This is a genomic window from Sphingobacterium sp. GQ94, from assembly GCF_059758715.1.
On sequence record NZ_JCAXEC010000009.1, the window covers coordinates 160,726 to 171,141 of the forward strand.

Sequence of the window (10,416 nt, forward strand, 5' to 3'; positions counted from 1 at the left end):
TTCCTTTTTTAATGAACTAATTAGATCGGTAAGACTAATTATTCTCGCTCAGTTGTTTTTTATCCTTGGCTTTGGCGATCACACAAAACAAGATAAACAGTAGGGTTGATGGTATTACCCAGCCTAGCTCATATTTAAAGAGTGGGATATTGTTAAGATGATCAATATATTCTTTCTTAAGTAAATTTAAATGTTTTAAAAGAGAGAAGGTAGCAATAACAGTTGAGGCTATCAAGGCAGCCACGTAAGGTTGTCTTTCTTTTACAATTGAACCAAATAGCACCGTAAATAACACTAAGGTTATGACGATTGGATAAACAAAACTCAATATCGGATAAGCGAAAGTGATAATGTTTTCAACGCCTGAAACAGATAAAATACACGATACAATACAACAAAGGGTAACCAATAACTTGTAACTAAGCTTTCCGCGTGTTAATTTCGAGAAAAACATGCCAACGGCTGAGACAAGAGCTATCGCTGTGGTTAAACAAGCAAGGGCTATGCTAAGTGCAATTGCCATCATTCCATAAGGCCCTAAAATAGATTGTGATATATGGATTAGTAATTCTGAGCGTTTGATAGAAGAATCTTGAATAGCGGAGGTCGCCCCTAAAAAAATTAATCCGCCGTACACAATAAACAAACAAATTGCAGAAAGCAAACCGGCAGAAATAACAACCTGGCTTCTTAATTTTATTGTGTTATAACTTTTAACTTTAGCAGCTGCAATAATAATAGAAGCAAATATCACAGAGGCCAATACATCTAGCGTTTGATATCCTTCTACGAAACCTAAAGTAAAGGATTCACTTGCACTTAATTCGGTAGAATTGAATGTTAATCCAGAGGTAACTATACCTATTCCGATTAGTGAAACTAATAGGATCAATAATAAGGGGGTAAGAATATTTCCGATAATATCAACAACCTTCGACGGAGAAATAGTAAGTAACCAAGTGATGATAAAAAAAATAAGAGAGGTCCAAATCGGTTCAGGATTATCAAAGTTTGGGTAAATTCCAACTTCAAAAGTTGTTGCTGCTGTCCTTGGAATTGCAATTAAGGGACCAATGCAAAGCATAATTACAGTTCCTAGTACTGGTGCAATGAATTTATTTATCCGCGCCCCAAGATCATTAAATGATTCTCCTGAATTAACAACTGCCAATATCCCTAAGAAGGGGAGTAGAATCCCTGTTAAGCCAAAGGCTAAAATAGTTATCCAAACCTGGTCTCCAATCTGGATACCAATATATGGTGGTAACAGTAAATTACCAGCTCCAAAGAACATTGCAAATAATGCAAATCCAATGGTCATGATGTCTCGTTTTTTCTTCAAAACTTTAACTATAGAAAATATCAATCAGTTGTTTGGCTTCTTTTACATCGTGAACACGTAGTATTTGTACGCCTCTTTCCAGAAGTAAGGTGTTTAATGCGATGGTTCCACTAAGGACTTGGTCAGCAGATTTTCCGATTTTTTTATAGATCATTGACTTCCTGGAGATTCCTCCCAAGACAGGTAATTTGAAAAAATGAAGTTCATTTACCCTGAAGAGTAATTCATAATTTTGATCAATTGTCTTTGAAAATCCATATCCAGGATCTAGGATAATGTCTTTCACACCCAAATCGCGCAATTTTGCTATTGAATGGCCTAAATTGACAGCGATATCTTCGACTACATCCTGATAATCTGTAAATTGCTGCATAGTCTCCGGGGTTCCTCTCATATGCATAAGTATATAAGGAACTTGTAATTCAGCTACTGTCTCAAACATTTTATCATCTAGGGTGCCTCCAGAAATATCATTGATTATGTGAACCCCAGCTTGAACTGCTGCTTGCGCTACTTCCGCGCGATAGGTATCAATTGAAAGCGTGGTTTGTGGAAATCGTTTTTTGATTAATTCAATAACTGGAATTGCTCTATCGATTTCCTGTGCGGCGGAGATTTCTTTGGCGCCTGGTCTACTGGAATAAGGCCCTATATCTATTATGTCGGCTCCTTCATTAATTAACTTCTCTGCGTGAATTAAAGATAATTCGACTGTATTGTGCTGGCCTCCATCAAAGAATGAGTCTGGGGTTAAATTCAAAATACCCATTATCTTTGGCACTTCAAATGTCATCAAACGACCTGAAAGATTGATGCTTTGACAAGCAGCAGATTGGAATAGGGACATATTTGTGATATTAAAAATAAGGCTGTAAATGAATATTTACAGCCTGCAAATTAAGTCTTTTGTTTTTAGTTTACAACTAAAACGCCGTCAGCAACAACGGATATGTCAATTTTTGGTTCTATAATTTTAGCAATTTCTTCCTTGCTTTTGCCCATGTCCTCAGCGTAATGTTTTTGCCATTCAACACTACTTTCTTTAACCTTCGCTTTGCCTTGAATAACAACTTTTTTCCCTATTAGATCTTGTGGTACAAAGTAGGCGTAATCTGTAAACCTGACCATAATTGGTTGTTGATTTCCTTCTCGTTTGAGTGTGAGAAAACATCCTTTTTTCTTACAAACTTGGACAACCTGACCTTCTATTTTGCCAGTAAAAGCGTCTGATTTTTTTAAGGATTTCTCTAGTTGTTTCACTGAAATAGATCCATTTTTGTCTATGCTCTTACCATAAAAAACTCCTGTTTTTGCAGGTTCAATTGTTTGTTGTGCTAGTGAAAAGCTAATAAAAGCAAATAGACATAAACACAAAGAGATTAATTTTTTCATAATTATTTTCTTATAAATTCAAATTTACCACTAGGGTCTATTTTAATGATGCTTGAGGCTTTTGAGCTTCTTGGATCATGTTGACCAAATTTCACTACATAATCTACACGCTCTAGAATTTCGGTAGATATTTCATCGAAGTTCCCTGGGGATTTCTCTCCACTAATATTTGCTGATGTAGACACGATAGGTTTTCGAAACCTTTGCAGTAATTGTTCACAGAAAGGATGTTTTACGATACGAATACCAATACTCCCATCGCTGGCAGTGACATTTTCAGCTAAATTTTTTGCGTTCGAATATATAATAGTAATAGGATTCTCACTAACTTCTATGAGTTGATAAGCAACCTCGGGTACCTCCCTAACATAACTATCAATCCTGTTTTCATTGGGAAGTAAGACGATCATACTTTTATCCTTCTGTCTTCCTTTGATAGAAATTATTTTTTCTACAGCTTCTGGATTTGTCGCATCACAACCTATTCCCCATATAGTGTCTGTCGGATATAAAATTATACCGCCTTCTTTGAGTGTTTTTAAGGCCTGATTTAAATCCTCTTGATCTATTTTCTGGATAAATCCTTGCATCTATTTTATTCTAACAACGATTAAACAGCTACATTATGCTCACGTAAGGCATTGTTCAATGACGTTTTTTTGTCTGTTGATTCTTTTCTTTTCCCTATGATTAAAGCACATGGGACTTGATATTCTCCAGCGGGAAACTTTTTGGTATAAGATCCAGGGATTACCACCGAGCGCGCCGGTACATAACCTTGGTATTCCACCGGTTCGGCTCCTGATACATCAATGATTTTAGTTGATGCTGTCAGGACGACATTTGCTCCTAATACCGCTTCTTGTTCCACGCGAATTCCTTCTACTACGATTGCGCGAGATCCAACAAAGACATTATCCTCTATAATTACCGGGGCGGCCTGTACAGGTTCTAATACACCACCGATACCAACCCCACCACTTAAGTGTACGTTTTTTCCAATTTGAGCACATGAGCCTACGGTTGCCCAGGTGTCGACCATTGTGCCTTGATCAACGTAGGCACCTATGTTTACATATGAAGGCATCATGATGACACCGTTGGCTAAATAAGCCCCATAACGAGCTGAAGCACCAGGTACCACGCGAACACCAATTGATTTGTAATTTGTTTTTAATTTCATTTTATCATGGTAAACGAAAGGATCATTTTTGATTTCTTTCATTCCACGAATTGGAAAATAGAGAATTACAGCTTTTTTAATCCAGTCATTTACATGCCAACGATCTCCAATAGGTTCAGCTACACGAATTTCTCCGTTGTCTAACATCTGAATTACGAAAGCAATCGCTTCAAAATATTCTTTGTATTCTAACAATTGTCTATTTTCCCAAGCTTCTTCAACTAGTTTTTTAATTGTATTAATCTCAGTCTTCATTTTATTCTTTTATAAATTACTTCAACACAAATATGGAAATTTTTAATGAGAACTGTGTAACTCTAATGGCAAAATCAGGAAGATATGCCTATTTTTGCTATATGGCAGATCCAATTGAGAAATTACGTATAGACAAATATTTATGGGCTATTCGAATCTTCAAGACTCGAAGTTTAGCTACTGAGGCTTGTCGTGCCGGAAAGGTGAAATTAAACGGACAAAATATTAAACCATCCTATCTCGTGAAAGTAGGGGAGATTTACACCGTTCAAAAAGGGATTGAAAGAAAGGTTATTTTTGTGTCTGGCCTTTTAGAGCGTAGAGTCGATGCTAAAACGGCAGTTCAATTCTATGAAGACCGTACACCTTTGGAGGAGACCTATGGGTTCAAATCTGCATTTCAGGCACCTATACTTAAACGTGATAGAGGGACTGGACGCCCTACCAAAAGAGATCGCCGCGAAATTGATGATTTAAAGACTGATTGGTGGGAAGATCAGCAAGATCAAGATGAACAATAGCGAATGAAACTGTATAGTTTTCTGTTTTTTAAATAGCCTAAATCCTTCTCATGAATATGGGCTTCTCTTTCAAAAGAAATATTGAGATAGGCTAAGGTAAAATTCTTGTATTGAATAAACCGGATAAAAAATTCTACCACATACCAAATGTAAAAGGGGATAATCAGTAATTCAACAGCTTGAAGGATATGGATGGATTCATGATTAACAAGCACTTTATTATACTTGTCAGATTTATATCTAAGGAAAATAAAAGGAAAAATCGTAATGGCTTGCGCTTTTCCGATCGAGAATAAGCGAGTCCAAAACTTGCTAACGACAACCTTTCCTATCATAATTGGTAAATATAGGGAATCGCAATAACTTTAAGATAGTTACGATTTTTTGAAATTGAAAATTGATTGTATATTTGTTTAGTTCACCAACATCGAAAGCTCATGCCTTATAAAGAAAGAGATATTAATAAGCTATACTATACCATGGGTGAGGTCACCGAAATGTTCGATGTTAATGCATCGCAGATTCGATTTTATGAACGTGAATTTGAGATTCTTCAACCTAAAAAAAATAAAAAAGGGAATCGTCTATTTACGCAGAACGATATCTCCAATCTAAAAATCATCTTTAATCTTGTGAAAGAAAAAGGTTACACGCTGCAAGGTGCACGTGATTTTTTACGGAGCAACAAGAACGAGGCCAAGGAAAACCAACGCGTAATCGATTCTCTAGAAAAACTAAAAGGGTTTCTAATTGGGGTACGAGATAGCCTGTAAACTTAGTATCAACGTTCTGCTAATTCAATAATTTCTAAATTTTCGATTTTATCTGCATTAATCTCAAACCGCATTAGTGTTCTAACATGGTGCCATCCTTGTTTGCCTGCAGCTCCCGGATTTAAGTGCAACAAGTTTAATTTTGGATCATATTGTACCTTTAGAATATGAGAATGTCCACAAATAAATAATTTGGGTGGATTATCTTGGATTTCCGCCTTAATTAGCGGACTATATTTCCCGGGATACCCCCCTATATGTGTCATCCATACATCAACCATCTCACAATTAAATCGTAAGTTTTCAGGATAAAGTAATCTAATCTGAGGAGCATCTATATTCCCAAAAACACCTTTGAGTGGTTTGAAATTTGCCAACGATTCAATGACCTCCAAGGAACCAAAATCTCCAGCATGCCAGATTTCATCACAATCCTTAAAGTACGTGAAGATTGCGTGATCGAGGTAACTGTGTGTATCGGATAATAAACCTATTTTCATATCAATAAGCTAAAAAATAGGGTTTTAATAAAGTTTTATAGTCTTCGCTATATACCGCCCTGTTTTGATAGATAATAAATTCGTTATGATTTATTTCTTTTTCGGTCCTTTCAAAACTTAGAATATAACGGATTACCTGTGAATCTTCAAATGAACGAATTTCAGTTTTAGCAGTTAAATATAGGTTGTTTTTCATGGACTCTTGGATGAGTAAATCTAACAATTCATTTGAGACAATTATTTGAAATACCCCTTGTTTTGTCAAATGGTTATTTGCAAAAGAAAGTAATCCTTTAAAAAAAATATCATCTGTATGTTTGGCTATTTTTTTTCTTGGGTCTGGATTATGTAATGTATTCAAATAAAATGGGGGATTTGATACGATCAAATCAAACATCTGCTGAGTCTTAAAATGAAATATGTCGCTATGAATTAATGTTAACCTTTCCTTAAAAGGGGAATTAATAAAGTTTTCTTTAGCGGTCTGGGCGGCGAGGTGGTCGATCTCGACCGCCCAGACCTTTGCATCAGTAAATCGTTGAGCCAGCATAAGGGAAATAACTCCTGTGCCAGTACCTACATCTAGAATATATTCTGGATGTTGAGATGTTGTCATGGCTCCTAAAAGAACGCCATCAGTATTAATCCGCATGGCACAATTTTTTTGATCAACTGAAAACTGTTTGAACTGGAAAATATTTCCCATAGTATTATTTTACTGCTTTTTTATAATCGCCTAAGAGTAAGACGTCCTGTCTTTCAAAAGTGCTAAACCAAATATTATCTGTATTATCTCCTGAGAGAGCAAGTTCGATTAATATTAATGATAATGCGGATATTGAGTTAATTCTTCAATAATCTTTGGATTTCATCTAATTTCATCAATGCCTCAACCGGAGTTAATTGGTTCACATCAAGATTATTCAGCATATCTCTAATTTTTTCTAACACAGGGTCATCAATAGAAAACATTTGCAATTGGTATGCTTGTTTCTGAATCTTTCGCATGCTATCTTTTATTTTTTCTCCGCCAGTTCGTTCTTGCTCAAGTCGTTTTAAGATTTCATTGGCTCTTGCCAGTAATTTGGGAGGCATTCCAGCAAGTTTAGCCACATGGATACCAAAGCTATGTTCGGATCCTCCTGGAACCAACTTCCGTAAGAAAATAACCTTATTATTCACCTCTTTAACACTGACATTGAAATTTTTTATCCGAGTTAGCGAAGTACTCAATTCGTTTAATTCATGGTAATGTGTCGCAAATAGAGTTTTTGCTTTACATGATGGATGGTTGTGTAAATACTCGGCAATAGCCCAAGCGATGGAGATTCCATCGTAGGTGCTGGTTCCACGACCAATCTCATCCAATAAAATTAGGCTACGATCTGAAATATTATTCATAATACTCGCCGTTTCATTCATTTCTACCATAAAGGTTGATTCTCCAGAAGAGAGATTATCAGAAGCACCCACTCGGGTGAATATCTTATCAACAATTCCTAGGGTTGCTTCTTTAGCTGGGACAAATGACCCAATTTGAGCCATTAGCACAATGAGGCCGGTTTGTCTTAGTAAAGCAGATTTTCCTGCCATGTTTGGACCTGTAATAATAATGATCTGCTGCCCTTCTGGATCTAGTAAAGTATCATTGGTGATGTAGTCTTCAGCAATTGGTAATATTTTCTCAATTACTGGATGACGCCCACCCTTTATTTCTATAATTTTACCAGCATTTATCTGCGGTTTAACATAGAAGTTCTTCTCAGCTATTTGTGCAAAATTTAAAAGCACATCTAATTTTGCGATTAGTTGTGAATTGAGTTGGATTGGCTTGATATATGCAGAAATCTCCAAAAGTAATTCACCATAAATTCTGTTTTCAATAATTTGGATTTTCTCTTCCGCTCCAAGAATTTGATCCTCGTATTCTTTTAGTTCTTGTGTGATGTAACGTTCGGCATTAACCAAGGTTTGTTTACGAATCCATGCCTGTGGAACTTTGTCTTTGTGTGTGTTTGTTACCTCCAAATAATAGCCAAAGACATTATTGAAAGCTATCTTCAAGGTGGTAATCCCCGTTGCTTCAGCTTCTCGTCGTTGAATTTCTAATAGATAACCTTTTCCTCCGAATGCAATCTTTCGCAGTTGATCAAGGTCAGAGTCTACTCCCTCTGCAATCACATTTCCTTTGTTCAAGGAAACTGGCGCATCTTCTTTTAAAGTTTGTTCAATTTTATTACGGATAGCAAGACATAGGTCAAATTGTTCAGATATTGCATTTAAAGAATGAGATTCTTGAGAAATACTAAGGGCCTTTATCTCTTCAACAGCACATAAAGCGCGCTTTAATTGTACAACCTCTCTCGGATTAGCTTTTTGTAATCCAATTTTACTGATTAATCTTTCTAGGTCCCCGATTTTTTTGATCTCTTGGATTAATTTTTCGCGAAGAGAAGGATTAGTGTAAAAATGTTCAACAATTTGAAGCCTTTCCTTGATGTTTTTTTCATGTTTAAGAGGCATGATAATCCAACGTTTTAATAAACGTGCTCCCATAGGAGAGGCAGTTTCGTCCAAAACATCCGATAAGGTGGTGGCATTTTCATTGCTTGAGTGGATTAATTCCAGATTGCGAATTGTGAATCTGTCTAACCACATATGACCATCTTCTTCAATTCTCGAAATATTTGAAATATGTTGAAGGTTTCGGTGCTCAGTTTCGTTCAAATAATGGAGAGCAACTCCAGCGGCTAGAATACCCGTAAGCATTTTCTCAATACCGTACCCTTTCATTGACTTGACCTGAAAATGTTTTAATAAAATCTCATTCGCATAATCCCCCGTATACGGCCATTCATCTAAGGTATAGGTATAGTATGAGCTTCCAAATTGCTCTGTAAATACTTTATGTTGTTTCTTTTGTAATATAACCTCCGTTGGTTTGAAACCTTGTAATAATTTATCAATATAGTCTGCTGTACCTTGTGCTACTAGAAATTCCCCTGTAGAAATATCTAAAAATGAGACTCCTACGACTAATTTATCAATAAAGATAGAGGCTAAATAGTTATTACTTTTTTGATTAACGATGTTGTCGCTGTAGGATACACCAGGGGTTATCAGCTCAGTAACGCCACGTTTGACAATTGTTTTTGTTTGTTTTGGATCTTCTAATTGATCACATATGGCAACCCTTTGCCCCGCTCGAACAAGTTTTGGTAAGTAAGTCTCTAAGGAATGATGTGGGAAACCTGCAAGCGCAGTTTCAGACTCAGAACCATTTCCCCGTTTTGTTAATACAATACCTAGGATTTTAGCAGCTTTAACGGCATCTTCTCCAAAGGTTTCATAAAAATCACCAACTCTAAACAACAACAAAGCACCTGGATATTTTGCTTTAATTGTATTGTATTGCTGCATTAAAGGGGTTTGCTTTTTTTCTTTTGCCAAGGTATTGTTATTTTTGAGTAAGTTGTAAAAATAGCAGAAATGTCGATATTTACCAAACAAAGGATTTGGACTAAAAAACCTTGAAATTTGCTGGAAAATTGAATTCTACGGGGTATGTTTGCATAAAATTTCTCATTAATGGCCATAAAACGTACGCATTATCGAAAGAAAAGGAAAATTCAAAAGTCTAATTTCTTGCTCTTGTATGTAAAGAAAATATTTCCTTTTTTTTTAAAGGGAATTGTCGGATTTATTGTACTGACCATGCTTTGGGTACTTGCGCTGAAATTTACGGACCCACCTATAACCTATCTCATGTTGAAGCGTGGTTTTGAGAGGAAGGCTGAAGGAAAGAATTGGAAAATAGATCGAGAATGGTTAGACTATGATGATTTATCGAATAATTTGAAACGAGCAGCATTGGCTGCTGAAGATGCTAATTTTATGAACCATAGTGGGTTTGACACCCAAGCGATAAAAGAAGCATTTAAAAAAAATAAATCCGGTAAGCCCTTACGCGGAGGAAGTTCGATTAGTCAGCAAACAGCAAAAAATGTTTTTTTATGGCCAGGAAGATCTTGGCTTAGAAAAGGATTGGAAACTTATTTTACTGTTTTGATTGAGCTGTTTTGGAGTAAAAAGCGAATATTAGAAGTCTATTTGAATGTTATAGAGATGGGACAAGGAGTTTATGGGGCGGAGGCTGCCGCAAAATATTATTTTAGAAAATCGGCCAAAAGCTTAACTAAAAAGGAAGCCGCCTTAATAATTGTGATTTTGCCGAGTCCGCAAAAATGGGATGCAAGACGACCCTCGAATTATGTGAATCGACGAGCAAACCAGATTGTAAGGCAATTGAATTATTATAAAATTCCAGAATAGATTATGTGTACTTTTTTTTATGTTCTTTCCGTATTTTACCACACAGAAGAGGACAAAGAGGCCGTATCAAAACGTAAAAGTTAGATACGGTTTCTTTTTTTGTAATAGCCCCCTTCTT

At 36.1% G+C, this 10,416-nt stretch carries 12 protein-coding genes; 3 read left to right on the forward strand and 9 right to left on the reverse strand.

Annotated elements, in window-relative coordinates; translation table 11 throughout:
* Positions 1 to 34 precede the first annotated feature (34 nt).
* The 5 genes from brnQ to AC6CHH_RS10380 form a co-directional block, all read right to left on the reverse strand.
* A complete protein-coding gene (gene brnQ, locus AC6CHH_RS10360; protein ID WP_498282499.1) occupies positions 35 to 1,321 on the reverse strand; it encodes a branched-chain amino acid transport system II carrier protein in 1,287 nt (428 codons plus the stop codon).
* 25 nt (positions 1,322 to 1,346) lie between these two features.
* Positions 1,347 to 2,189, reverse strand: a complete 843-nt coding sequence (gene folP, locus AC6CHH_RS10365; protein WP_498282501.1) for a dihydropteroate synthase — start codon at positions 2,187 to 2,189, stop codon at positions 1,347 to 1,349.
* Positions 2,190 to 2,254: 65 nt separating this feature from the next.
* A complete protein-coding gene (locus tag AC6CHH_RS10370) occupies positions 2,255 to 2,734 on the reverse strand; it encodes a DUF4920 domain-containing protein (RefSeq protein ID WP_498282503.1) in 480 nt (159 codons plus the stop codon).
* A gap of 2 nt (positions 2,735 to 2,736) precedes the next feature.
* Positions 2,737 to 3,324 (reverse strand): L-threonylcarbamoyladenylate synthase, encoded by a 588-nt coding sequence (locus AC6CHH_RS10375; RefSeq protein ID WP_498282505.1) that lies wholly within the window; start codon positions 3,322 to 3,324, stop codon positions 2,737 to 2,739.
* A gap of 20 nt (positions 3,325 to 3,344) precedes the next feature.
* Entirely contained in the window at positions 3,345 to 4,172 is an 828-nt protein-coding gene (locus AC6CHH_RS10380; RefSeq protein WP_498282507.1) for a 2,3,4,5-tetrahydropyridine-2,6-dicarboxylate N-succinyltransferase, read from the reverse strand.
* Between the two features lie 101 nt (positions 4,173 to 4,273).
* Between AC6CHH_RS10380 and AC6CHH_RS10385 the strand changes: the two genes are divergently transcribed.
* Positions 4,274 to 4,693 carry an RNA-binding S4 domain-containing protein gene (locus AC6CHH_RS10385; RefSeq protein WP_498282527.1) on the forward strand — a complete coding sequence of 140 codons (420 nt, stop codon included), beginning with the start codon at positions 4,274 to 4,276 and terminating at the stop codon, positions 4,691 to 4,693.
* Here AC6CHH_RS10385 and AC6CHH_RS10390 read toward each other — a convergent pair.
* Entirely contained in the window at positions 4,678 to 5,028 is a 351-nt protein-coding gene (locus AC6CHH_RS10390) for a hypothetical protein (RefSeq protein ID WP_498282509.1), read from the reverse strand. The two genes, AC6CHH_RS10385 and AC6CHH_RS10390, sit on opposite strands and share 16 nt — an antisense overlap.
* Positions 5,029 to 5,130: 102 nt before the next feature.
* Here AC6CHH_RS10390 and AC6CHH_RS10395 point away from each other — a divergent pair, with 102 nt between their 5' ends.
* Positions 5,131 to 5,466, forward strand: coding sequence for a MerR family transcriptional regulator (locus tag AC6CHH_RS10395; protein ID WP_498282511.1), 336 nt, complete (start codon positions 5,131 to 5,133; stop codon positions 5,464 to 5,466).
* Positions 5,467 to 5,474: 8 nt separating this feature from the next.
* On the opposite strand, the gene AC6CHH_RS10400 is transcribed toward AC6CHH_RS10395, so the two are convergent.
* The 3 genes from AC6CHH_RS10400 to mutS all read right to left on the reverse strand — a co-directional run bounded on the left by AC6CHH_RS10400 (position 5,475) and on the right by mutS (position 9,416).
* Positions 5,475 to 5,966 carry a metallophosphoesterase family protein gene (locus AC6CHH_RS10400; protein ID WP_498282513.1) on the reverse strand — a complete coding sequence of 164 codons (492 nt, stop codon included), beginning with the start codon at positions 5,964 to 5,966 and terminating at the stop codon, positions 5,475 to 5,477.
* Position 5,967: 1 nt separating this feature from the next.
* Positions 5,968 to 6,672, reverse strand: coding sequence for a tRNA1(Val) (adenine(37)-N6)-methyltransferase (locus AC6CHH_RS10405; protein WP_498282515.1), 705 nt, complete (start codon positions 6,670 to 6,672; stop codon positions 5,968 to 5,970).
* 137 nt (positions 6,673 to 6,809) lie between these two features.
* Complete coding sequence (gene mutS, locus AC6CHH_RS10410; protein WP_498282517.1) at positions 6,810 to 9,416, reverse strand: DNA mismatch repair protein MutS; 2,607 nt, start codon at positions 9,414 to 9,416, stop codon at positions 6,810 to 6,812.
* A gap of 138 nt (positions 9,417 to 9,554) precedes the next feature.
* Here mutS and mtgA point away from each other — a divergent pair, with 138 nt between their 5' ends.
* Positions 9,555 to 10,298: a monofunctional biosynthetic peptidoglycan transglycosylase gene (gene mtgA, locus AC6CHH_RS10415; RefSeq protein ID WP_498282519.1), complete on the forward strand. Its 744-nt coding sequence runs from the start codon at positions 9,555 to 9,557 to the stop codon at positions 10,296 to 10,298.
* Positions 10,299 to 10,416: the final 118 nt, after the last annotated feature.

Bases quoted from the DNA above. Each gene is read 5' to 3' on its own strand.
- brnQ (WP_498282499.1), bottom strand. From the start codon at position 1,321: ATGACCATTGGATTTGCATTATTTGCAATGTTCTTTGGAGCTGGTAAT.
- folP (WP_498282501.1), bottom strand. From the start codon at position 2,189: ATGTCCCTATTCCAATCTGCTGCTTGTCAAAGCATCAATCTTTCAGGT.
- AC6CHH_RS10370 (WP_498282503.1), bottom strand. From the start codon at position 2,734: ATGAAAAAATTAATCTCTTTGTGTTTATGTCTATTTGCTTTTATTAGC.
- AC6CHH_RS10375 (WP_498282505.1), bottom strand. From the start codon at position 3,324: ATGCAAGGATTTATCCAGAAAATAGATCAAGAGGATTTAAATCAGGCC.
- AC6CHH_RS10380 (WP_498282507.1), bottom strand. From the start codon at position 4,172: ATGAAGACTGAGATTAATACAATTAAAAAACTAGTTGAAGAAGCTTGG.
- AC6CHH_RS10385 (WP_498282527.1), top strand. From the start codon at position 4,274: ATGGCAGATCCAATTGAGAAATTACGTATAGACAAATATTTATGGGCT.
- AC6CHH_RS10390 (WP_498282509.1), bottom strand. From the start codon at position 5,028: ATGATAGGAAAGGTTGTCGTTAGCAAGTTTTGGACTCGCTTATTCTCG.
- AC6CHH_RS10395 (WP_498282511.1), top strand. From the start codon at position 5,131: ATGCCTTATAAAGAAAGAGATATTAATAAGCTATACTATACCATGGGT.
- AC6CHH_RS10400 (WP_498282513.1), bottom strand. From the start codon at position 5,966: ATGAAAATAGGTTTATTATCCGATACACACAGTTACCTCGATCACGCA.
- AC6CHH_RS10405 (WP_498282515.1), bottom strand. From the start codon at position 6,672: ATGGGAAATATTTTCCAGTTCAAACAGTTTTCAGTTGATCAAAAAAAT.
- mtgA (WP_498282519.1), top strand. From the start codon at position 9,555: ATGGCCATAAAACGTACGCATTATCGAAAGAAAAGGAAAATTCAAAAG.